At 60.4% G+C, this 22,962-nt stretch carries 24 protein-coding genes and 1 pseudogene; 10 read left to right on the top strand and 15 right to left on the bottom strand.

Features of this window, described 5'->3' with window-relative positions; translation table 11 throughout:
- Positions 1 to 11: 11 nt before the first annotated feature.
- The 13 genes from NKH17_RS14755 to nifS form a co-directional block, all read right to left on the bottom strand.
- Positions 12 to 917, bottom strand: coding sequence for an SIR2 family NAD-dependent protein deacylase (locus tag NKH17_RS14755; protein WP_352971226.1), 906 nt, complete (start codon positions 915 to 917; stop codon positions 12 to 14).
- 36 nt (positions 918 to 953) lie between these two features.
- The gene (gene nifT, locus NKH17_RS14760) at positions 954 to 1,166 is read right to left on the bottom strand and encodes a putative nitrogen fixation protein NifT (RefSeq protein WP_352457024.1); all 213 of its coding nucleotides are present in this window, start codon (positions 1,164 to 1,166) and stop codon (positions 954 to 956) included.
- Positions 1,163 to 1,483 (bottom strand): nitrogen fixation protein NifZ, encoded by a 321-nt coding sequence (locus NKH17_RS14765; protein WP_352450751.1) that lies wholly within the window; start codon positions 1,481 to 1,483, stop codon positions 1,163 to 1,165. The genes nifT and NKH17_RS14765 overlap by 4 nt, the downstream gene beginning before the upstream one ends.
- Positions 1,484 to 1,582: 99 nt before the next feature.
- On the bottom strand, positions 1,583 to 1,777 hold the full coding sequence (locus tag NKH17_RS14770; protein ID WP_023678248.1) for a 4Fe-4S dicluster domain-containing protein: 195 nt from the start codon (positions 1,775 to 1,777) through the stop codon (positions 1,583 to 1,585).
- A gap of 32 nt (positions 1,778 to 1,809) precedes the next feature.
- On the bottom strand, positions 1,810 to 3,288 hold the full coding sequence (gene nifB / locus NKH17_RS14775) for a nitrogenase cofactor biosynthesis protein NifB (protein WP_352971279.1): 1,479 nt from the start codon (positions 3,286 to 3,288) through the stop codon (positions 1,810 to 1,812).
- A 236-nt stretch (positions 3,289 to 3,524) separates the two neighbouring features.
- On the bottom strand, positions 3,525 to 5,288 hold the full coding sequence (nifA, locus tag NKH17_RS14780; RefSeq protein WP_352971229.1) for a nif-specific transcriptional activator NifA: 1,764 nt from the start codon (positions 5,286 to 5,288) through the stop codon (positions 3,525 to 3,527).
- 179 nt (positions 5,289 to 5,467) lie between these two features.
- Complete coding sequence (locus NKH17_RS14785) at positions 5,468 to 5,767, bottom strand: ferredoxin family protein (protein WP_352480510.1); 300 nt, start codon at positions 5,765 to 5,767, stop codon at positions 5,468 to 5,470.
- An 11-nt stretch (positions 5,768 to 5,778) separates the two neighbouring features.
- Positions 5,779 to 7,086, bottom strand: a complete 1,308-nt coding sequence (locus NKH17_RS14790; protein WP_352971232.1) for an FAD-binding protein — start codon at positions 7,084 to 7,086, stop codon at positions 5,779 to 5,781.
- An 8-nt stretch (positions 7,087 to 7,094) separates the two neighbouring features.
- Entirely contained in the window at positions 7,095 to 8,204 is a 1,110-nt protein-coding gene (locus NKH17_RS14795) for an electron transfer flavoprotein subunit alpha/FixB family protein (RefSeq protein ID WP_352720363.1), read from the bottom strand.
- An 18-nt stretch (positions 8,205 to 8,222) separates the two neighbouring features.
- Positions 8,223 to 9,074: an electron transfer flavoprotein subunit beta/FixA family protein gene (locus NKH17_RS14800; protein WP_352506801.1), complete on the bottom strand. Its 852-nt coding sequence runs from the start codon at positions 9,072 to 9,074 to the stop codon at positions 8,223 to 8,225.
- Positions 9,075 to 9,262: 188 nt separating this feature from the next.
- The gene (gene nifW, locus NKH17_RS14805; protein WP_352687734.1) at positions 9,263 to 9,643 is read right to left on the bottom strand and encodes a nitrogenase stabilizing/protective protein NifW; all 381 of its coding nucleotides are present in this window, start codon (positions 9,641 to 9,643) and stop codon (positions 9,263 to 9,265) included.
- A complete protein-coding gene (gene nifV, locus NKH17_RS14810) occupies positions 9,640 to 10,848 on the bottom strand; it encodes a homocitrate synthase (protein WP_352971235.1) in 1,209 nt (402 codons plus the stop codon). The genes nifW and nifV overlap by 4 nt, the downstream gene beginning before the upstream one ends.
- Positions 10,845 to 12,062, bottom strand: coding sequence for a cysteine desulfurase NifS (nifS, locus tag NKH17_RS14815; RefSeq protein ID WP_352687733.1), 1,218 nt, complete (start codon positions 12,060 to 12,062; stop codon positions 10,845 to 10,847). The genes nifV and nifS overlap by 4 nt, the downstream gene beginning before the upstream one ends.
- On the opposite strand from nifS, the gene NKH17_RS14820 reads away from it, so the two are divergent.
- On the top strand, positions 12,061 to 12,447 hold the full coding sequence (locus tag NKH17_RS14820) for a hypothetical protein (RefSeq protein ID WP_352971238.1): 387 nt from the start codon (positions 12,061 to 12,063) through the stop codon (positions 12,445 to 12,447). The two genes, nifS and NKH17_RS14820, sit on opposite strands and share 2 nt — an antisense overlap.
- A 69-nt stretch (positions 12,448 to 12,516) precedes the next feature.
- Here NKH17_RS14820 and NKH17_RS14825 read toward each other — a convergent pair whose 3' ends face one another.
- Positions 12,517 to 12,837, bottom strand: coding sequence for a HesB/IscA family protein (locus NKH17_RS14825; protein WP_023678237.1), 321 nt, complete (start codon positions 12,835 to 12,837; stop codon positions 12,517 to 12,519).
- A gap of 588 nt (positions 12,838 to 13,425) precedes the next feature.
- On the opposite strand from NKH17_RS14825, the gene hemP reads away from it, so the two are divergent.
- Complete coding sequence (gene hemP / locus NKH17_RS14830; RefSeq protein WP_352692227.1) at positions 13,426 to 13,530, top strand: hemin uptake protein HemP; 105 nt, start codon at positions 13,426 to 13,428, stop codon at positions 13,528 to 13,530.
- A 32-nt stretch (positions 13,531 to 13,562) separates the two neighbouring features.
- Positions 13,563 to 14,630: a hemin-degrading factor gene (locus NKH17_RS14835; protein WP_352971240.1), complete on the top strand. Its 1,068-nt coding sequence runs from the start codon at positions 13,563 to 13,565 to the stop codon at positions 14,628 to 14,630.
- Positions 14,631 to 14,758: 128 nt separating this feature from the next.
- Here the strand turns inward: NKH17_RS14835 and NKH17_RS14840 are convergent, their stop codons facing one another.
- Positions 14,759 to 14,971 carry a hypothetical protein gene (locus NKH17_RS14840; RefSeq protein WP_352971243.1) on the bottom strand — a complete coding sequence of 71 codons (213 nt, stop codon included), beginning with the start codon at positions 14,969 to 14,971 and terminating at the stop codon, positions 14,759 to 14,761.
- 520 nt (positions 14,972 to 15,491) lie between these two features.
- Between NKH17_RS14840 and NKH17_RS14845 the strand changes: the two genes are divergently transcribed.
- The 7 genes and pseudogenes from NKH17_RS14845 (at position 15,492) to NKH17_RS14875 (ending at position 22,522) form a co-directional block, all read left to right on the top strand.
- On the top strand, positions 15,492 to 16,709 hold the full coding sequence (locus NKH17_RS14845; RefSeq protein ID WP_352971245.1) for a cytochrome P450: 1,218 nt from the start codon (positions 15,492 to 15,494) through the stop codon (positions 16,707 to 16,709).
- 40 nt (positions 16,710 to 16,749) lie between these two features.
- The gene (locus tag NKH17_RS14850) at positions 16,750 to 16,962 is read left to right on the top strand and encodes a ferredoxin (protein ID WP_352971247.1); all 213 of its coding nucleotides are present in this window, start codon (positions 16,750 to 16,752) and stop codon (positions 16,960 to 16,962) included.
- Positions 16,963 to 17,204: 242 nt separating this feature from the next.
- Positions 17,205 to 20,204 (top strand): N-6 DNA methylase, encoded by a 3,000-nt coding sequence (locus tag NKH17_RS14855; protein WP_352971250.1) that lies wholly within the window; start codon positions 17,205 to 17,207, stop codon positions 20,202 to 20,204.
- Complete coding sequence (locus tag NKH17_RS14860) at positions 20,201 to 20,926, top strand: hypothetical protein (protein ID WP_352857042.1); 726 nt, start codon at positions 20,201 to 20,203, stop codon at positions 20,924 to 20,926. The genes NKH17_RS14855 and NKH17_RS14860 overlap by 4 nt, the downstream gene beginning before the upstream one ends.
- A gap of 192 nt (positions 20,927 to 21,118) precedes the next feature.
- Positions 21,119 to 21,396, top strand: a pseudogene (fdxB, locus tag NKH17_RS14865) (ferredoxin III, nif-specific).
- A gap of 30 nt (positions 21,397 to 21,426) precedes the next feature.
- Positions 21,427 to 22,050, top strand: a complete 624-nt coding sequence (locus NKH17_RS14870) for a nitrogen fixation protein NifQ (protein WP_352971253.1) — start codon at positions 21,427 to 21,429, stop codon at positions 22,048 to 22,050.
- 61 nt (positions 22,051 to 22,111) lie between these two features.
- Entirely contained in the window at positions 22,112 to 22,522 is a 411-nt protein-coding gene (locus NKH17_RS14875) for an ABC transporter permease family protein (RefSeq protein ID WP_352971256.1), read from the top strand.
- Positions 22,523 to 22,962 lie beyond the last annotated feature (440 nt).

Genomic DNA, 22,962 nt, shown 5'->3' on the forward strand with positions numbered 1-22,962 from the left:
GCCCGCCATTGTTAATCCTGTCCACCACCTGCAGCAGTGCCCGTTCCTATAAGCCGAGCCGCGGTTTCACTTACTGGCATGTCGATCACCGTGATTCCGCTTGCCGCAAGGAAACGCGCTTCGTTTCTGGTCAGCGTTTCCGCGTCCATTACCGCGCAATGTGGACCTCGGGAGCGCTTCATGATCTGCCTGGCGTAGGTGCGCAGCATCTGATCGTTGAAGCGGCAGCCAACGAAAAAAAATCCACGGGTGATGCGCCGTTCCTTCACCACGTCTGGGATCGGTGTCTGGATATCGATTTCGGTCAGGACTTCGACATAGTCGGAATCTGCGACGAGAAAGTTTTGCGCCGGCCTAATACTCCCGTGAGGTGTATAGAGAACCGTCTTTGCCCCCGATCGGGGGTCGAGTTCCCTCCCGGACAAATCGTAGGTTTTCGTCCAAATGTTACCGATTTCGTTCGCCCGCGTGACGCCTTGTATCTCAACAACGTCCGTTCGGCCGGTCTCTACGAGAGCCGTGCGCATCGCGCCGTCGTACCAGCTGTCGATGATGAGGGAGAGCGGCAGCCTTGCGAGCCAGGCGTGGAGGAGGGTCGGCGCCACCGGCGCTGCGAATATGTCGGTCATCCAAGCTTGAAGCGTCCGGCGATGCCGGCGCTGTTCGATGAACTGCGCAACCGACCACATATTGGTGCGGATCCTGGAAGGGGCTGGCGCCCGTGCATTGAGTGCCGCGGCAACGACCTCCGGCGTATGTGGCACAGGCGGTTCCGCACAGTTGAACCCAAGAAGACCCGGACCGAGATAGGGGATCACCTGATCGGCGGCGAGCGCTTCCTTCGCCAGGTCAAGCAGCTTTTCGGCAAAACTGTCCCGTACGATGACCAGGTGGCCCGATGTCAGGATCGTGTTCATGCTCGTTCCTCGCGACGCACCTATCAAGGGGCAGCATCAGTCCTCTTCGGAAACCTTCTTTGCCTCGACGGTGATCGGCAGACGCGTATCCCGTGGAAGATCGGGTAGGAGGAGCCGCCACCCGTTCCTGAGCGTCACAGTTCCGCCCCACAACTCTTCCTTCTCGAGCTTGATGATCGGCTCTTCGAGGTCCTTCTTCGGGACATACGCCGACAAGCCAGCATCGGTCCTGCGGATCATGACTTTCATCTGGCCGTCCCTTCATTGGTATTGCTATCAGCACTGCAGGGCACCTCGGCTTTGTCGAGGCTCATCAGTTCACGCGCTCGCATGCCGACGACTGTGCCACGGTCGATCCATTCGACCGCATAGATGAAGAACTGCTGGAGAAAGGTGCCAATGTCGCGCACATACCCCTCGTCGCCCTTCCGCACGAGATTTTCGCCGATCTCCCTGCCAGGATAGGTGCCGTCATTCTTTATGTGGCGAGTGGCACGTACCCGCTCTCCCGGCATGAATCGTGGAGGCCTGCGGATTTCGACCTCCTCTTCGCGTCCGAGCGACATGTCCGTTCCCTGATTTCTCTTGAGGCTGCAGATTGTGAACAAAGGCGTTCTAGGCGTCCTGCGAAGGCATCCCCGACCATGTCGGCGGCCCAATGTCCGTCACGCAGGAACGCAGGTCTTCGGCACCGGGCATACCGAGGCACATTGCTGCGCATCGAAGACTCCCTCGCATTCGGTGCACTTTTGCGGCTCGATCACATAGCTCTCGCCTTTGAATTTGATCGCGCCGGAGGGACACTCGAATTCGCAGGCGCCGCATTGGGTGCATTGGGATGCGATGATCTTGAAAGCCATTTTAACTCCTGGTCCGAATGGATGAGACGCGCTCAGGCCGTCGCCGCGAGTGCGGGGGTCCCAGACGCGGCCGCGTAAATCGCGCTGATTGCGGTCTCGATGTAGTCGTGGGCATATGCGTCGGTGGCTTGGATTCCAGCGTCGGCGAGCTGATCCTGCGGGCAGTTTCCGATCTTGGCGCACAGCACGATATCTATGCCTTCAAGCGCTGCGATGACGCCATCGAGGGCGGCTTCTCCGCCCCAGCCGCCGAGGCAATACTGCTCCACCTTCCGATGCCCGACAAAACTGATCCCTCTCGGCGAGGCTTGATAAACCTGGAATTCCTTCGAATGGCCGAAATGTTCATTGACGCGGCCGCCGCCCTTGGTCGCCACCGCGAAGAGAAGGGACTTGCCGGGGCTCGCTGCCTTGACCAATCCGATCGCTTCTCTCCTAGCCGCCACGTGATCACGGCGCTCCTCCGCGACCAGCTCCCGATAGGCCTTGCGATTGCTGGCATCGTAGGTGACCTCGCCGGGAATCCGGTCGACTGTGAATTCCTGGCCACGATCCTCTCCGAGCAGGCCGACGGCATCTGCCCGGCACTGCCGGCAGTGGCGCATCAACTGGGCGCCGCCTTCGACACGATCCTGAAGAGCCTTCATCTCCATTGCGTTTGGGCCGCGTTGCCCGCTCAGTCCGTAGTGCGTGCCGTGCGCCGGGTCCGAAATCAGCGGCATGAGGTTGTGCAGGAACGCGCCTCGCTCCTTGACCCATCTATTCACCTTGATCAGATGCTCATCGTTCACGCCGGGGATCATCACTGAATTGATTTTGGTGAGGATGCCGCGCGCGGTCAGCATCTCCAGACCCAACATCTGCCGCTCGTGCAGGATCCGGGCGGCTTCGATGCCGACGTAGCGGCGATGGTCGTAAAAGATCCAAGGATAGATCTTTGCACCGACCTCAGGGTCGACCATGTTGATGGTGATCGTCACGTGATCGACATTCATGTCGGCAAGCTCATCGACATGGTCCGGCAGCGCGAGCCCATTCGTGGAGATGCAAAATTTGATGTCTGGGATTTCCCTGGCGACTCGTTCGAACGTTGCCTTCGTCTTCTTCCAGTCGTAACAGGCATCGCCAGGTCCGGCGATGCCGAGCACGGAAAGCTGCGGCACCCCGTTGGCGACCGCGATCACCTTGCGTAGCGCCTGGTCGGGCGTCAGCTTTTCGGAGACCACCCCAGGCCGGCTTTCGTTGGCGCAGTTATATTTGCGATTGCAGTAGTTGCACTGGATATTGCAGCCGGGCGCGACCGCGACGTGCATGCGCGCGAAATAGTGATGCGCCTCTTCTGAAAAGCAGGGGTGATCCTTGATCTTCTCCCAGACAGCCGGATCCGTGTCGTCCGGCTTTATCGACGAGCCGCAGGACGAAGACGCGCAGCCACCGGCTTTCACGGTGGCAAGCAACTGGTGATCGAATGTCGTGCTGAGGCTCTCAAGCGAAATTGCCGGTGCGGACATCGAACGGCTCCGTTGCTGGGTAATGTCGCAGTTCGAACCGCAAGAGCTATGCCATGTCAAAGAGCGGTTTTGGTTCACGAATTGGCTTTCGTGTCGGATTCCGTCGGATTGCTCCGACACACCTTTGTCGGGCTTCCGACAGTGGACAAGCAAATCGGGCGCGAAGGTTACCAGCCTTGGGCGCGCAGAGTGTGAGGGAGACTACTCCGGGCTTACGTTTGACGTCATCACGACGTCTAGAATTTCTTCACCTCGATACCATACCGGCGCAGCGCGTAGCCGATTTGCCGCGGCGTGAGGCCGAGGATACGAGCCGCCCTGGCCTGAACCCAACCGGCCTTGTCCATCGCGTCGATCAGCCGGTCGCGTTCCGTCAGACGCGAGGGACAAGCGGGATCGTTCGGATCGCCGGCCGCAAGGGGAGATACGTTGCCTGCGGAGGCACCGATGCGACTGGCCGGCAGCCGCAATCCGACCGGCACTGCGTTGACCCGTGCGAGATCGTCGATGGTATTGCCGCCATTCGAGCGGTCGGCTCGCTTCCAGAGGAGCCAGGAAAGGCACTGGCTCTTCTTACAGGCGAAATCGGATGGCGTGATCGTCCTTGAACGCGCAAGTGTCGCCGTCCTTTGGACGCAGTTCTCCAGCTCGCGGACGTTACCAGGGAAGTAGCATTGCGAGATCAGGTCAAGCGCCGACGGCGCGAAGGCGAGTGCGCGATCGTTCTCCTTGTTGAATCGATTGAGGAAGGCGTTCGCAAGGCGTGGAATATCGCCGGGTCGCTCTCTGAGCGGAGGCAGGATAATTGGCACCACATTGATGCGGTAATAAAGGTCGGCCCTGAACTCCCCTTTTATGACGGCCGTCTCGAGGTCCTTGTTGGTGGCGCATATGAGGCGCACGTCGACCTGTAGCGTTTTGGTGCCGCCGACTCGCTCCAACTCGCCTTCCTGCAAGACACGCAACAGCTTGGCTTGAAAGGCCGGCGAAATCTCGCCGATTTCATCAAGTAGCAGCGTTCCCTCATTTGCCAATTCAAAACGACCGGCGCGCTGGGAGATAGCACCCGTGAAAGCGCCCTTTTCATGCCCAAACAGCTCTGACTCCAGAACGCTTTCAGACAGTGCGGCGCAGTTCAATTTGACGAAAGACTTCTTCCTCCGACGTGAGAGCTTATGGATGGCTTGCGCAAAGAATTCCTTGCCGGTGCCGCTTTCACCCCGCAGTAGCACGGTGGAATTGGTCCCTGCTACGACCGAGACGGTTTCGAGCACCTGCTTGAGTGCGGGGCTTTCCCCGATGATCCCGTCGATTTTGACATCCGCATGCCGGGCAGGGTCGTAGGTCCTCCCCTCGTTGGGCGATTTCTCCGGTCTCCATTGCTCATGGACAGACCGCTGACGATCTGTACTCAGGATGCGATGGAGACGGATCGTCCGGCCGACAAGGTTGGCGACCATCGTCAGGAAGTATGTGTCCTCGTCGTCGCGAAAGTCGGTGGCGCCGTCTCCGGCGCGGTCGATCGACAATGTCCCAAGGATTTTATGATCAGCCTTTAGCGGGATACCGATAAAGGCAATTGGGATGGTGCCGCTGCTCGAAGATGTTTGAAGGTCAGCCTGAAATAGTTGGGACTTGCGGACGTCCGGTATGAAGAGCGGCGTCCCCGTAGCGACGATTTGATCTGTTATGGCCTGTGGTATGACGCGGCGAGTGCCTGATTGAGGTGCGTGGGTATTGCCGGCAGTTGCGGCAATCTCCGGCTCTCCTTCAGCGTCCAGGACGACGATTGCTCCGTGACGCATCTGCAGAAACGAAGGCAGGATGTTCACGACATTGGCGAGCGTAATCTCCAGCTCGCTGGGGGCGGTCAGCACCTTCGATATCTCGTAGAGTCCCCTGAGCGCGATATCTGCTTGGGGCATGCTTTTGATGGGCGGTTCAGGGCGGGTATCCCGAGGTGCTACCTCGTCGACCCGATCTTGCGGTACGTGAGCCATGGAAACACCTCAGCGGTTGTCGTCCAGAGTGCTCCTCCTTTCGTGTCTGAGTCTGAATTGTGAAAGCACAGTATTCACGAGCTTCTCTTCGTTGCGAGGCGATTCCAGCAAAGATAGACTTGGCCTTGGTCCCGACCTCAGGTGTAAGATTGACCCTGTTGATATGGTGCGTGCCTCGGTCATCCGAATTTGAAGAGGACTCCGAAGCCGCCGCGTGGATAGTTCCACTCGATCTCGCCACTGGTCTCGCACAAAATCCGGCAGGTGCCGCACTCCATGCAGCCGTCGGCGGTGATCTCCACTTGACCTTTGTCGTTCAACTCATAACATTTCGCCGGGCAGACGTGGGTCAGCGCGAGCAAGTTCGCGCTTGGCCTCTCGTGCGGTAGCACTTTGATATGCGGACGGCCGGAATCCACCAAGTAGCGGTTCTGGTAAAGCTTGTCCTCGACACGTGACTTCGTCACTGCGATCGTCATTTCGTCTCCCCTCAGCGCCACGCCAATGCAAGGCGGACCGCGTCGCTGACCAGCCCCCAGCGCGAGCGCGCCTTGATGAAGGCCGCCGTGGTCGCCTTTTCCTTCTCGATCTTCGGCGTGCCGTCGACACGCATGAAATTCTGCGCGGCTTGCGACATCAACCGCGGATAAGTCGTGAAGTAATTGCAGGAATTGGTGTGGAGCAAGGCCGGCATGTCTTTGTATTTCCTTAGGTCCTTGACCACGAAGGACTTGTCCAGCATGGCTTTGTAAAGGGCGAGATTCCGTTTGGTCATAGGACCGTTGCGGCTCTTGACCTCGATGATTGCCTCAGCCGCGATGCGGCCGGAGGTCATGGCGAGGTTCGAACCCTCGCGGTGAATGGCGTTGTTCAGTTGCGCGGCATCGCCGACCACGACCCAACCGTCGCCAAAGAGCTGCGGAATAGCCTTGTAGCCGCCTTCGGGAATGAGATGCGCGGAATATTCTTTCACTTCCGAGCCGGCGATCAGCGGCCGGATCGAAGGATGGCTTTTTAAGGCGTCGAGGAGGACGTAAGGGCTCTCGGCCATCGCGGCGAAATCGGAGACGAGGCAGCCAATGCCCAGTGAGATCGACTCTTTGTTGGTGTAGAGGAAGCCGAGCCCGGCCATGCTGCGGGAGCTCGTGCCCACCGCCTCGATCACGCAGCCTTCATCGCCTTTGAGGCCGAACCGCTGCTCAATGACCTCTTCGGGCAGGAAATGCATTTCCTTCACGGCGAGCGCCACGGTTTGCGGCTTCGGCATCTCGCGCAGGCCGGCCCGCGTGCCAAGGAGTCCGCAGACACCTTCTGCGAGGACGACCACGTCCGCGTAAATGGCTCCGCCGGCCCGGTCTGTGCGGACGCCGATCACCCTGTCCTTGGCGTCACGGATGAGTTCCGTCACGGTCGTCTCGCACAGAACCGTCGCGCCGGCCTCGCGCACCTTACGCGAAAACCATTTGTCGAACTGGGCACGGATGATCGTGTAGCGGTTGGGCTTCGCCTCATTGAAGTCGTCCGACCGATAGTGAATCCCGGTATGGGATGTGTCGTCCATCACCCAAAGCCGCTGTTCAACCAAATGCCGCTCGAGAGGCGCATCGTCCCGGAAATCCGGGATGATCTTCTCCAGCATGTTCGCGTACATGATGGCACCCTGGACATTCTTGGACCCCGGATATTCACCCCGCTCCAACTGCAGCACCTTCAGGCCGTGGCTGGCCATGGTGTAAGCAGCTGCGTTTCCGGACATGCCGGCCCCAATAACAATGGCGTCGAATTGTTCCTCAATCATGTCCATCCTTAGCTCGCAAGCTTATCGCGACTGTGGGGCGACAGCCGCCGGGTGAAGGCTTCCGTCAGTGCGGGCAGGAAGCGGATCGCGTCGGTGACGATCCCGAGGTGAGCGAAATCGAAAATCGGCGCGTTCGGGTCGGTGTTGATGGCCACGATGAGATCCGCCCCCTCTACGCCAACCCGGTGCTGGATGGCGCCGGAAATCCCGGCCGCTATGTAAAGCTTCGGCCGGATGGTCTTGCCAGTTTGGCCGATCTGCCGATCAGCCGGCATCCAGCTCTTCTGGACCAACGGGCGCGAACAGCCATGCTCGGCGCCGATTGCCCGCGCGAGATTCTTCACAAGCTGCAGGTTCTCCGCCGCGCCTAGACCGAGGCCTCCCGCAACCACGACGTCGGCATAGGCAAGATTTGCCTTTGCCGACTGACTATCCGGCAGGAAGCCCAGGACTTTGGTAACGATCTCGTCCTCGGCTACCGAGAGCTTGTGCCGGATGACACGCCCGACCGGTTTATCCGCCCGCGGCGGCATGGGCATGACCCTCGGTCGCACTGTCGCCATCTGGGGGCGGAAATTGAGCGTATAGATCGTGCACAGCAAGGAACCGCCGAAAGTCGGACGGGTGGCGGCGAGCGAACCGTCGGTATCCACATCAAGTTCGGTGCAGTCGGCCGTGAGCCCTGTCTGCAAGGTCGTCGCCACGGAGCCGGCAAGATCCCTGCCGAGTGTGGTGGCACCGAGAAGAAGGATCTCGGGTTTGTGGGTATTGACCAGATCCGTCATCGCCTTGGTGAATGGCTCGTTCCGATAGTCGGCGAGCAACGGCGCCTCGACGATGTAGACAAGGTCGGCGCCATAAGCGAACGCTTCGGCAACGGCGTTCCCGATGGCCTCTCCCGGCGGTCCAAGCACGACGCCTGCAAGCTGGACCTGAAGCTTGTCTGCTAACTTGCGGCCTTCGCCGAGCAGTTCGAATGATACGGGATGGACCTGGCCGCGTTCGAGCTCGATGAAAACCCAAATGTGCCGGTAGTCCTTGAAATGCGCGGGCAGCTCCTTCTTTATGCCGGCACGGCCGGCGGCAGGGCGAGGGGTTTCTCGGTTCGCGGTCGACATCGTCTGCTCCTTGCCCTCTCACGCGCCGCCGTTGAAGGCGAGCTCATGTTCCAATGCCGGCTGGCGGGTGAAGATTGCCGTGATGAGTTCGTCAGCGACATCGCGCAAGGCCATCTCGGCGGTGTCGATTTTTGTCGCCTTTTCCGCTCGCGCAGGAGGCGCGAAAACGCGCTTGACCACCGTCGGTGAACCGCGCAGGCCGCATTTGGTGAGATCCTCAATGCCGGCGTCGGCCGCACTCCATTTCAAGACCTGGCTGCGCGCGGCGCACAGGGCGTCCTGGATCGAGCCCCGGCGGATCTCGTTTGTGCCTTCCAGCATGGTGATGAGGCAAGGGAGCCTGCTCTTCAGCATCTGTGTGCCGCCTTCGGAGCGGCGCTCGACCCTGATCTCGCGTGCAGCAAGGTCAATAGAGGCGATCTTCGCGACATAGGTCAGTTGCAGGAGTCCGAGGCGCTTGGCGATGCCGGGCCCGACCTGGGCGGTGTCGCCATCGATCGTCTGCTTGCCGGTGAAGACGAGGTCTGGCGTGCCGAACGTCTCGCCAACCTTCGCGATTGCCTGGGAAAGGGCGAACGAGGTCGCCAGCGTGTCGGAGCCGGCAAAATAGCGGTCGGTCAAGAGCACCGCTCGGTCGGCGCCGTAACCGAGCGCCTTGCGCAGCGCGTCCTCTGCCATGGGCGGACCCATAGTGAGCACGGTGACTTCGCCACCATAGGCGTCGCGCAGTCTGAGGGCTTCTTCGAGGGCGAACAGGTCGTAAGGGTTGATGATGGTCGGAACACCCTGGCGCATGATCGTGTTCGTCACCGGATGGACCCTTATCTGTGCCGAGTCCGGCACCTGCTTGATGCAGATTACGATGTGCATTGGCGGTTTCTCTAGGCTCCTGTCCGGATGGGGGCTTGGCGGTTATCTCTTTGGTGCGCATCATTCGTGCCAACTGTTTTGCGCTGCCCCCTATTCCTAGAACTTAGCTTGGTTGCTTCTGAGGGCGCCGTGGTGATGACCGGATTTGTCGGCTTCTCGACATTGTCGCGTCGCAACCCGTGTCGCGGTCATTCCTGTCCGAACCGCTTCAGTACGGAGTCGAACGGGACAAAGGTGCGGCCCGGCGTGGCAGGTTTGTTCGGATCGTGGTCTTTGAGCACCTTGAAGACCCGATGCGTGAGCGGCGAAGAAATCGCGAAGTCCTCGTAAGCGCGTTCGAGCGTCGCGCGCACCCGCGCGGCAATCACCTGGTCGGGCAGACCGGAGAAATCTTCTTCGGCAAGGTATTGGCCCACGCGCTTCATGATATGGAGCCGCGAGACATTCAGCACCTTCGGATCATAGGAGACGCCAAGGACTGCGAAGAACTCCTCCGCAGCCGACAGGCGCTTCAGTCGTGCGAGGATGTCGGTGACATTGATGGGGCGGCTGTCAGCGGAACAATTCATTGCATTCTCCCTGGTCGGAAAACTGTGGTGTCGGTGCGCTCGCGCACGGCTGACCTGGACCCGCACAGCTCCGCGAGGGATGCCTCGCTGCACATTCCATCGTAGAGCTCGACCAGTTGAGTTGCAGTGACGGTCGATTTGGTCTCGGCCGCCTCGCGCCGGACGCGGGCCACCATCGCGGCTGCCAGATCCGGGTCGAGATCGCGACCGCTTTCGCTCAGCACATGGGCAATCGCAGTGGCGCCGGAATGCTTGCCGATGACGATACGCCGGCAGCGGCCCACGAGAGCCGGATCGAGCCCCTGATAAGTACGCGAGTCCTTCAGCAGCCCTGCGACGTGAATGCCGGATTCGTGGGTGAAAACATCGGCGCCGACGACCGGCTTAATGGCCGCGGTCTGCCGGCGGGCAGCCCAAGCCACCTGGGCGGCGAGGTCGGGCAATGCGGTCAGCTCGATGCCGGTATCCGCGCCGTCGAAGACCGCCATCGCGGCGGCCACCTCTTCCAGCGCGGCATTGCCCGCACGCTCACCGAGCCCCAGGACGGTGACGGACGCATGGCGCGCGCCTGCGCGGATCGCGGCCAGCGTGTTGGCGGCAGCAAGTCCGAGATCGTTGTGCGCATGAAATTCAAGCTCGATTGGAGACTGCGGCACGAGCTGGGCGACAAGTTCGAAGGTCGAAAACGGGTCGAGAACGCCGACTGTGTCGGCTAGCCTGACGCGGCTTGCGCCGGCGCGTGCAGCCGTCTCGATGACGCGGGCGAGATGATCCCGATTGGCCCGCGAGGCGTCCTCGCAGCCCACCGCGACGAAGAAGCCGGCGGCGGCTGCGCGCCTGACCATACGTTCGATGACCTGGAGCGCTCCCGCCTTATCGAGGCCGAGCTTGGCGGCAAGTTGGATGTCCGACGCAGGCAGCGATAGATTGATGGCGTGGACGCCGCTCTCGATCGCTGCATCGAGATCCAGCGACGTCATCCGGCACCAGGCCATGAGCCGAACCGGGAGACACCGCGCGACCACGGCGCGAATTGTTTCGATCTCGTCGGCGCCCATGACCGGCGTGCCGATCTCGATCTCTGTGACGCCGGCCGCCGCAAGAGACTCGGCGATCTCCAGCTTTTCCGTCGTGGTAAAGGCGACGCCGGGCGCCTGCTCGCCATCGCGCAAGGTCGTATCGTTGAGAAAGACATGACGGGTCATGAACGGTAGCCTGTTCTGCTGCCGCTCAGGCATAGACCGGATTGAACGTCTTCGGAGCTTCGCTTACCCGGCCCAGAACTGGGAAAGCCACGCAGCTTCTCCACGATTGCCGGCATGACCTCGAGCACCCGGTCGACATCCGCTTCGCCGTTGTCCCGCGCCAAGGAGAAGCGGACTGCCGCGTGTGGCGTTTTCATCGCGCTCAGGACATGGCTCGGTTCCAGAGAGCCGGAGGTGCAGGCAGAGCCGGAGGAACACGCGATGCCCACGCGGCTGAGGAGGAGTGGAATTCCATCACTTTCGACATGTTCGAAGGAGATGTTTGCGGTGTTGGGCAACCGTTCCAGGGGATCTCCAGTGACACAGGTGCTTGGGATGCGCTGGAGAATCCCGTCCTCTAAACGGTCGCGGAGCGACTTTACCCGTGTGGTCTCGTCGTCCATGAATTTCAAGGCGAGTTCGGCCGCCATGCCGAGCCCGACTATGCCGGGCGTATTCTCGGTGCCAGCACGCCGGTTGTGTTCTTGGTGGCCCCCCTTGATCAGCGAGTGGAAATTGACGCCACGTTTTACGAAAAGCGCGCCGATCCCTTTCGGCCCGTGCAGCTTGTGGCCGGAGAGCGACAGCATGTCGATTGCGGTCGACTTCAGGTCCATCGGAAGCTTGCCGACCGCCTGCACAGCATCGGTATGGAAAAGGGCGCCCACTTCCTTGGCCAACTCGGCAAGCCTGGCCACGGGGAAGATCACACCAGTCTCATTGTTCGCCCACATTATCGAGACGATTGCCACCTGTGGGGTGAGGGCGGCCATATAGGCGTCGAGGTCGAGCCGGCCACGGCAATCCACCGGGATCCTGTGCACCTTGACGCGGCGGGTCTTCTCAAGATGCGCGCAGAGCGTCAGCACGGCGGGATGCTCGACCGCGGACGTCACGATCTCGGTTCGGTTGGGCGCCGCCTCGAGCGCCGAAAGAAGCGCTGCATTGTCGCTTTCTGTCCCACCCGAGGTGAAGGTGATCTCATCGTCGAACTCCGCGCCGATCAGAGCTTGCAACTGCCTCCGCGCCTTTCTCACCGCCGCACTGACTGAGGCGCCGAGAGCATGCGCCGACGAAGGGTTGCCGAATTGATCCCTAAAGAACGGCAACATCGCTTGCACGACCTCAGGATCGACCCGTGTGGTTGCGTTGTTGTCGAGGTAGACAGGTTTCATGTGCGATCCTCAGTTGACCGGAATGACGCGAGCGCGCGACCGCCTCATTGAGCCTCTGGCGTATGCCGTTGATGATGATGGGCCCGAACTGGCAGCCGGCGCGGACGCCCGAGAGTTTGACGTAGACCGGATCGGCGTCGACATGCCCGCAGTGGCCGCCGTCAGCCCGCAGGTAAGGACACCCGAACACGACAACGTTATCGATAAGCCGAATTTGGCGCAGCGGCGCGATTTGGCCGCCAGCAGCTTGGGTGCCACCAGGAACCGAACTGTTTCGGGAGGCGACGTTCTTTGCATCCTACCTGAAGCGATTGCCGGTCCCAAGATCGGCTTCGACCTTGCCTTGTTCTTGAGGACAGGGACATCTGTTGTGCCGGCCATATAAGCCTCCTCTGCCGCAAATGAGTCCGTCAACGGCAATCGCTTCATGGACCCGCACAGGCGCTTCGGGCGATCAACTGAAGGACTTGCCGCAGCCGCACTTCTCGCGCGCGTTGGGGTTATCGAAGACAAAGCCGGAAGATTCGAGCCCGGTGAGGAAGTCGACGGTCATGCCGGCGACATGCGGTTGGGAGCCCGCGTCCACGAACAGCTTGATCCCATCTGTCTCGGTGATCGCGTCGCCCTCGCGCGACACGCTCTCCAGGCCCATTAAGTATTTGAAGCCGGCGCAGCCGCCGGCCTGGACCATGATGCGAAAGCCTTCCGCCGGCTCGCTGGCGCGGGAAAGAGCAGTCTTGATGGCGGCAACAGCGTTGTCGGTGAGCGTAATCATGGCTCCATTCTCCTCAGTCCGGGACCTGCTTGCGCACCACGTTGCATGCACCGTGCCAAAGCGAAAAAATATTTCAACACAGCGCGGCATCTCTGACCCTGCGGTGGTTCTTGTGAGTCCATTGCTGCGAAGGTGTCGGCCAACCGACACGTACTGTCGGGTTTGTCGGGTCCGCCACGCGGGATGTTGGGCCTGAGTTGTTGGCTGAACTCACATTAAACCAATGACCATTACAGAAGACTCCTTCTGAGCTTGCTTCGGCGCAATTGGCACAGTTTTTGAAGCTCCACTGGCGAGGCGGCAATAGACTGCCGATCCACAATCGTGTCGTGGGTGCCCTCGCGATCGATGCGGCGAAGCAAGGGAGCAACATGTCAGGACTGGGTCAGATGCGCTTCGTTTGGCAAAGCAGCGCCGCCCGTGGCGTCCGAATGCCCGCTTGGCCGATTGCGACAGCACCGACAATCGCTCACCACCGCCCAGTGGCCGCCGACCGGCTCGATGAAATTCCATCGGCATGTGCCTGCTCGAGTCACTCGGGTCTCGCCGCTCCGACAGCACCCCCGGCTTTCGCGCGGGTGCGACGACGTGCGCACGCTGTCCAGCGACACTTTGTTCACGGGCCAGCAGCAGATCAGGGTCGAGCATTACGGCACGCCTTATCGGCTGAAGATTCCCCGGCAGGGCAGCTGATCCTTACACGTAGGTGGAAGCAGGGGTAAGACATGGACCAGCGCGAGAAACCGTCGCCGGACGAAATCCGGCGGGCGTGCGAAGACAATCCGAAAATCCGGGAGCATGATCTCGCCGCTCGATTGGGCATTTCGGAAGCCGAATTGGTCGCGGCGCATTGTGGTCACGGCGCGCTGCGCATCGAGCCGCGCGTCGATGATCTGCTGACCGGCCTCGAAGCGGTCGGCGAGGTGATGGCGGTCACCCGCAACCAAAGTGCCGTGCACCAAAAGATCGGCGTCTACGACAAAGTGGTCACCGGCAACCCGCATGCCATGGTGCTCGGCGACGAGATCGACCTGCGCATCTTCCCGAAAGCGTGGGCGTATGGCTTCGCCGTCGAGAAGCGCGAGGGAGCCGAGATCCGCCGCAGCCTGCAATTCTTTGATGCCACCGGCGAGGCGATGCACAAAGTACATCTCAGGCCCGCCTCGAACCTGCAGGCCTATCAGAATCTGGCGGCAGAGCTCGCATCCTCCGACCAGGAGCCGATCATATCGGTCGAGGCGAGCGGGGCGCGCGATAACGCAGTGAGTCCAGACCAAGCCGCCACGGTCGACGACCTACGCGAGCACTGGAGCCGGCTGAGCGACGTGCATCAGTTCTACCATATGTTGAAGGCACTGAAGCTCAGCCGCTGCCAGGCGATGCGTATGGCCGACGAGGATTACGCCTGGCTGCTCGACAATGATGCCGTTGGCGCCCTGTTCCAACAGGCGGCCGAAGACGAGATGCCGATCATGTGCTTTGTCGGCAATCATGGTTGCATCCAGATCCATTCCGGCCCGATCAAGTCGGTCAAGCAGATCGGGCCGCGGATCAATGTGCTCGACGAGACCTTCCATCTGCATCTTAGGACCCATCACATCCGCGAGGTCTGGGCCGTGCGCAAGCCGACGAGGGACGGTCACGTCACGTCCATTGAAGCCTATGGCGCCGACGGCAAGATGATCATCCAGTTCTTCGGCACGCGCAAGGAAGGCGAACGCGAGCGCAGCGACTGGCGGTTTCTGGCCGAGAGTCTACCACGTGTTCCCGGTCCGACCTACAGGGATGTGTAGAGTGCTGACAGGCCCTCGGATTGAACCGGCCGCCATAGGACTCGGCACCACGTTGCGACAGCGGCTGCGAGGTCGTAGCGCATACGGACGGTTAGGTGTGCACGCCGGAATTGACCGCATCGATACAGTCAAGCTCGTCGCCGGCCGGACTGCTGCGCACGAGTGCATCGCCGTCTGACCGAAAATCCTTGCAGCGCCTGCGAGCGATAAAACGCATACGCCATCAGCGCCGAACCGAAGCGCGGCTCGACCTTGTTGATATTTCCGATCATCGCGCGCAAGCGCCGTCGGGTATTGTCGGACCGCACCCGATCCTTGCGCTGGATCGCGTCGTAGCTCAATCCGGGCCGTGCGAGCGATCTCCTCGCTCGTCGACCGGAAGGCTGTGCAGCAGCAGCCAAGCCGAACAGCCCTATGTCGCGGACTCGACAAAACCGACCACGGATGTCGGTTGTCGGACGTTGTCCTAAGAATGATGGACAGGTGATCATCAGCGGCGGGCCCAGTGCAGGCTGGCATTGATTGGTGCAGCGCCATGGGTACGCCTATCCGGCACGCGACTTGCTTCGACAATTTGATCAGCAGGGCATCAGCAGTGCGTCACGGTGCTCAGAGGTGATTGACCAGCCTCTCAACCCTAACGGGGATAAGCGGCGGCTTTGCTTCATGACCGCAGCGCGGCGGAGATGCCCCTTCTGATCGACTTCGCAACCGATCTCATCCGCGCTGGTGCAGGTGGGCTGTATCAGGCGACAGAATCTAGAAGGCGCCCGACAAGAGACGTGCCCATGCTGGAAATCGACTTTATGAACAGCGGTGCAATCTCAATCGAGCCATGAACGCCAATGTAGAGAAAACAAAATGGCGACCAACCCCGTTCCAGATCATGTCCCGCCCGAAATGGTGAGGGACTTCAGCCTGTTTACATCGCCAGGGATGCCACCAACACTCAACGGGGATCCACACGCAGCTGTCGCTTGCGTACATGACGGGCCTCCGATCTTTTACTCCCGCTACAACACGCAAGATGGCCGGGGTACCTGGGTCATCACCCGTGCCGCGGACCAGCGGAAGGTGCTGCAGGACGCAGAGACTTTTTCCAGCCATCGCAGCATCTTCTCCTCCATACTGGGTGAAAACTGGCCGACGATCCCGCTTGAGCTCGATCCACCGGCCCATGGCGTCTTTCGCTCACTGCTCAGTCCGCTGCTTTCGCCAAAGCGGGTGAGGGTGTTGGAGCCGGCTGTCCGCGAGCAAGTAATCATGCTGATCGATAGAATTGTCGCATCGGGCACAAGCTGCGACGCGATGAAGGATTTTGCCTTTCCTTTCGCGGTGAGCACCTTTCTTCGCTTTCTGGGGTTGCCCGATGACCGACTCGATACATTCGTCGGCTGGGGGAAAGATCTGCTCCACGGCGACGATAAGGAACGACCTGTGGCTGCCCGGACGATCGTGGCATTCATCGACGAACTTGCAGCCATGCGCCGCCAGGAGGCGGTTGACGATTTCATGACCTTTATCGTGCAGGCACAGGTCGAGGGCCGCCGGCTGACGGACACCCAAGTCCGCGGCATCGGCGTGCTTGTCTTCGTCGCTGGGCTCGACACGGTCGCAGCAGCTATAGGCTTTGACTTGGCGTACCTCGCGCGCAACCTCAAAGATCAGCAATTGCTGCGGAGCGAACCGGACCGCATCCCGCTCGCAACCGAAGAATTGCTGCGGGCCTATCCGCCCATTCAGTTGATCCGCGTGGCTACGAAAGATATCGACTTCGAAGGCGCGCCGATCCGGAAGGGGGACTATGTTTCCTGCGCCACGATGATTGCCAATCGTGACCCGGCGGAATTCGAATGCCCCAACACGATCGATTTGGAGCGGGAGAACAACCGCCACGCAGCGTTTGGCTATGGTCCCCACCGTTGCCTTGGCTCACACCTTGCCCGGCGGGAGATTGTCATTGGCCTGGAGGAGTGGCTGGCGCGCATCCCGGCTTTCAGGATCAAGCAGGGTACGGCACCGATAACCTCTGGCGGCCATGTGTTCGGGATCGAAAATTTGATCCTGGACTGGTCTTAGGCCCGCCCCGAGCCGGGGCACAGACAATGGAGGCAGCGCCATGCGCATCATCGTCCAAAAGGCCAAATGCCAGGGTCACGCGCGATGCGCGGCGCAAGCGCCGGACATCTTCAAGCTTGATGACGAGGGCTACATCCTGCCTGGTGACATTGAAGTTGCGAAAGGGGAGGAACTGCCTGCATCGCGGGGCGCGCGATCCTGTCCTGAACGTGCGCTGGAACTCGACCGTACACCGGCTGCGCGGGTTGAATAGGACCCCATTCAAGTCAGCACCTCAAGGCCGGAGACGCCCCCCTGGGCAGTTACACCTTAGGATTAAAACCGCCCATCAGTCGCCTGGGGCTGGAGAGGGACAACCTATTGAGGTTCCGCAACTAGCTAAGTCATTGATGACGCTGAGCTTTTGATTTTTTGATTTGTTAATGGATTCAAAAGCTTAGACGTTGTACCGTGCGTTGCGCGGAAGTGCCGTGTGGTTCCGTAGAGTTGAGGGAATTGAGCGAACAGGCCACCATGCAGCCCGGGATGCACGACCGCCTCACGGCGGTTCGCGACCTGCTGGGTTATTCCAAGCGCCAGACATATTTCGAATTGGCCGACCTTTCCCGGCTTCCGACGCTTCCGTATGTCGTTAGGCAGGCCCTGAGCGCTATGAAAATCCACGGCGTTTTCGCGCTCGAAGACGGTTTTCGGCCAGCGTCGCTCAAGCCCATCGTGTATCTCGCCAGTGCCGAATCTCCGGACGAAGTGGCCCACCTGCGCCGATTGGTATGGAGCCAGGGGGTCGTGCCGTTCCTATTGATCGTCTGTGCGGACGAAGTGCTTGTCTGCGGTGGTTTCCAACCACCCGAAATCGACCCTATCAAGGTGCGGCTCAACGGAACGGTTGCGGAATTGCCCGCCGCCCTTTTGTACTACAGCGCCAACCGGATCGCGTCGTCGTTGACTTGGCGCGACCTTGATATTCATCGGGATTCTAGTGTCGACAATCAGCTGGTCGATGCCATTGAAGCGCTGAACGTACTGGCCCAGAAGAACTTTCCCGTCCTGGAAGGGCATCAGAACCTCATCAACGCGGTGATCGGCAAGTTCCTCTACACATACGTGCTGGCGGACCGGGGCATCCTTGCATCGGCTTGGCTTTCACGGAAGCTGGCCGGCAACGACACCCCGTCGCTCCCGCCCTTCGTCGAAGCGATCTTTTCCGAAAATCCCTATGACGACGTTCACGGGGCGTGGTCCGCAAGCGATGCGTTGGCCGCTTTCGACATCGTCGACGGCGCTATCAACGGCAGTGTCTTCAAGATAGAAAACGATCAGCGTGACCTGGTGACGGATGGCCTTTGCCGGCTGATCCATCGGGTGGTGCGTTGCGGCGACACCATCACGGCCGACGGTATCCAACACAGCTTTTTCAACGTGTCCTTTTCGATCCTGCGCACGGAAACGATCTCGGCCATCTACGAACGCTTCATCAAAATCGAAGACATTAAGCAGAAGCGGGATGACGGTGTGTTCTATACCCCACCGCACCTGGTGGACCACGTACTGGATCGGGTGGAGGCGGTCGTCCCGATCACCTCCGACTCCGAATTAGTCGATCCCGCAGCCGGATCGGGGCTGTTCCTAGTCGGCGCGTTCCGGCGGCTGATGGAACGGTATACGCCTCGCGAGGGCTGGAAACCTCGGGATATCCGGCTGGCCAAGGCACTGTTGCTCAAGGGCATCCATGGCGTCGAGTTGCACGCACAGGCCGCGAACGTATGTCGCTTCAGCCTTTATTTGACCCTGCTGGATTATGTCGGCCAAGCGACGATTGACGAGCTTGTAGAGGCGGCCGGCGACGAAAAATTCCTCCCCGACCTTTCGGACAACGTCGTTTCCGAGAGCGCGTTCGCCACCAAGTTTCTCGGCCGCAAGTTCACCCACGTTGTCGGCAATCCGCCATGGTCGGCCTCGAGCGGCCAGAAGGATCGCACTAATCGGGATCAGGGGCGCGGCGAAGAAAGCGCTGGCGTCGCGGACTTCCGGACGGCATTGAGCCTTGCGAACGTGCCTGTCGGTCAAGCAAGGTTGTCGGATCTTTTCTTCTGGCTCGCGATATTCAAGTTCGCCGCCGACGAGGCGACTGTTGCCATGATCCTTCCGGCCCGGTCGGTCATCGGTCGGTTGGCAGGCCCGTTCGCGCACGCGATCGGAAGTCGGACAACGTTGCGCTGGATCGGCAGCCTGTTTCATCTTCGCAGGAAGCTGTTCCCGGGCGTGGAAGCCTCCGCATGCGTGGTCGTGGTCACGAACCGCCAGCCGAAAGCCGATGACAAGGTCGCGGTTTACCGCCCGCTTCTGTCCTCGCTGCCCGGTGGCAGAACGAACGAGGTTTGGAGCTTACTAGCCTCGGATTCCGAGGTTCAATATCAGAGGGCAAACGATTTCGGGGTAGGCAAAAGCGGGTGGTTCACCCAAGCTATCCTGAGTGACTTCGATCGCCGCATGCACGACGCCCTGACGGTTTGGTCCAATTTCAACGACAAGACCTTGGCGCATTTTTTAGAGAATTCGGGTCTTGCGATGGGAAAAGGTCGCAGCGGTCAGGATGCCGGTGTTTCACGCCGTCCGGTAGCTGAAGGATCGGAAAAGTCCGTTCAGATCATGGCTTTGACGCAAGCTCAGTTGCGGAAGGTGACACCGAAATTCAGGGGTTACTTCGCAGGCGAGGTCATTCTCGTGCCGCGCAGCATGGCCCAGGCGCTCTATTTCAGCGAACCGGTGCTCTATCCATCGACCTTCAACGTGATCGTGAGGAAAAGCCAGGTAGCGGCGATGGAAGCGGACGAGTTCGCCAAGAGCATACCATTTCCTGTCGGGTTCGAAGCGGCGTTCCGTGCCTTTATCGATTCCGGCGTAGTGCGGTACTTCGCGTCGATATACGGCGCCAGTTACCTTATGGATAAGGCTCGCTTCGAGAAGAACGATCTATTGGCAATTCCTTGCCCGTTCACGGACTGGTCGGACGAGAAGTTCCTAGCATTGGGCAATTCGACTCAGGTCGATACGGATATCCTCGACGCCATGGATGCCGGCAAAGACTTCAAAGCTGCCTTTTCCGAATTCAAGGAGTTCCGGCAATATTTCGCCAACGCCCAGTGTCCGGTAGGCAGTCAAAGGAACGTTAGCGAAGCCGCGCGCCGCAGCTATGTCGATCGCTTGCAGGCCGAGCTCCGGGCGGCGGTCGGCAGGAGCTTGCCCATGAGCGTCGACATTCAGGCACAAGACGGCGAGGTCTTCCCGATTAGTATCCGGTTCGGAATACGCCGCGAGGAGTCCGTTCAGCCTCCGATGGGTAACGGCTTCATCGGCAACGCAGTAGTGGTCCCGACAGTGGACGGTGATGGAGCCTATATCTTCAAGACTTCTGCTAGGAGCGCGTGGACCATCGACCAGGCCGTTACCGATGCCGCAACGCTAAGGCGGTCTCTTCGGAGTTGGGTCCAGTGAGCCGCTCGACATTGGGCGCCGTACAGAACGCTGAGTGGGCGGAGTTTCTCGGCAATGCCATAGGAGGGCTTCATGTCGCTGCCGACGAACTGAAGCTCAGGCGGGCTAAGTATGAAGCGAAAAAAGACTGGTTCCGCAAGGGCAAGGCCGGGATTCCGCAAGAAGAGGCGGTGAGCCGTGCCTTGGCGGACCTTTTCGCCTATCGCCGCGCCCAGCAAGCACTCTCCGACCCCGCCAGCGGCGACGTCGATCTCCGTCACATCTCGATAGCTTGCGAGACCCCGCGGCCCCTGGATCCCGGCATCAGCAAGCAAGCCAAGCCCACCGACTACACGATCATTTTGATGCGGGAGTCCGAACTCGATTTGCGCATCGAAGCCAAGACCGTACTCGATGAGCGCGAAATCAAGGCGGAATACCTCGGGCTGCGGGGGCTGAAACGGTTCGATGACGCCAGCAATCCCTACACGATTTCTTCGTATGGGGGCATGGTCGCCTATGTCGTCGATCACGACGCCCCGACCTGGAGCACGAAAATATCGACCGCAGTGCTCGCCGAAATCGGCCAGGACCGAGCCAGTTCCATAGAGCTGGGGGCTCGCAAGCATCACGTCTCCAAGCATAACATCCCGGTCGCGACGCGAGAAATGACCGGCAACATCGAAGTAAATGTCGTCCACTTCGTGTTGGAGGTCGAGGCTTCGCCTTCCCGTCGGACGTAAATGGCGGTCGGCGCAGCTTCAATCGCTGTTCCTATGGCCTCCGGCCGGAGCGCAGCGTTCACCTGTTCGCACAGTGAGGATGCGGCTTCAGCATTGCGCTGGCCTGCGTGCGCTCAGCAGCTGCAAGAGCTCGGTTGGGTTGGAGAATTCACGAAGACACTCCCTTTCATCACTTGTGAGGGCTTCAGACGGATGCCGCAATATCTGACCGGTATCGATGGCAGGGCCTGGATCGGCTGCTCCCGCTGTCTCAAAGTCTGCTCGCGCGAGGTCATGCATCATTACTGCGTCGGTGATGCGGGTGAAATCCTCAGCGTCTGCCACGGCGAGGATACGATTTCGGTGGCGAGCTCAATCGCGTGGTCATGGCCGTCGACATGCCGGCCTTTGCATTGGCTGCGGAGCCTGGCGCCCGCTTCTGCCCGAAGAACTGCCCGACCCATGTTGCGGCCGGCCAGGTCGCTGCATGACTTCATAGGACAAACCAGGAGAACGGCACCATGTTTGCCCAGCACTATGCCCGGCTCAGCACCGGCCAATGGCCGCAGATCGAGCTGGAGAGGAGGTTCGACCAGCATGTGCTTGCCTGTGTGCTTTCACGTGCGCTCAAGGAAATCGAGGCCGGCGAGGCGACGGCGACGGAGGCAACCGGCCTTTCGCGCGCCGAGCTGCGCGATGTCCTGGCCCGCAGTTTCCCTGCTATTTCTCTCAACGCGTTTGCCTTGGAAGAGGTGAGCGAGCCCGAGCCGGAGCTGGAGGAAGAACTTCTGCGCGGACTGCTGCTGGCGCATGCCCGGCCGGGCGACCCGGCGAGCGCCCGCTTCGCCAAGATCATCGCCCGGCGTGCCATGCGCAATGACCATCTCTGGCAGGACCTTGGCCTTTTTAATCGTACCGAGCTCGGCCGCATGCTCGCCTCGCATTTTCCGACGCTGGCGGCCGGCAACACCCAAAACATGAAATGGAAGAAATACCTTTACCGCAAGCTCTGCGAGGCCGAAGGTTTTTCGCTGTGCAGCGCGCCCAGTTGCCGGGAATGCAATGATTTCGAAAGCTGCTTCGGCCCGGAGGAAGGCGAAAGCCGCCTCACACGGATCAAGAACGGCATCGCCTCCTCGGATTGAGAGCCGCTTTCGTCAGTCGTACAGCGCCAGCGCTCGCGCCGCGCCATAGGTCTCTTGTCGAATGTCGACGGACGCCTTCGAGGATTTGAATGCTGTGCCTGCTGTCCGGTTGCTCGCGATGCTCGCTTCGGCGGGTGCCGTCATCATGGCGGTGGAGGACCCGACCCACACCATCGCCGCCGAGCAACTGCTGTTCTCCGGGTCGTTGCTCCTCGCTTGCCTGGCCGGGCTCTATTCGGAGCGGGCCGGCGTCTTCGACACCGGGCTCAAGCGCAAGATGCTGGCCGGCGCCTTTGCGGCGCCCCGGCGGCCGCGGTTATGGCTCGGCCCGGCTCGGCTTGGGCGCCGCCGTAGCCACCGCCGTGGATTTTTCGCGCTAGTGCACGGGTTCGCCTGGATCAACCATCGCGGCGACCAGATTGTCTTCGGCATCGCCATCAATTTCATTGCTGCCGCTCCACCATCATTCTAGGCCAGGCTTCCGGCAGGGCGCGCGCCGGCGCTCTCTGGGGAACCTGGATTCGGAGTCAGAGCCCGTTCGACCGATAGCCAAAGAAGAGGTACTTGCCGTAAATTGACCGAGACGATGTTCTGCCATCGCATCGATCTAACCCGTTGAGGGTGAACCGAAAAAACGGACGGTTCCCGATGCATTCCGAGAGGAACCGAAGCCTTCCGGTAGCTCCGTGCAACATCTGCAACACAGCCTAACACGCCCACCATGGTTGCGGGAAGGACTCATGCTGGAACTAGCCCTCGCTGTCACATTCTGGGGGAGGTTTCCCCACCTTCCATCATTGCCATGCTTACGCGTCTCGTTTGATCGAACCGTTGACGGCAACCTTTGCGGTGTTGCGCCGTACGCGCTGATCGACGACGTTTCGTTCCTTCAAATAATCTGCACACCGTTGC

The sequence above is a fragment of the Mesorhizobium sp. M1334 genome (assembly GCF_040317995.1).
Classification (GTDB): domain Bacteria; phylum Pseudomonadota; class Alphaproteobacteria; order Rhizobiales; family Rhizobiaceae; genus Mesorhizobium.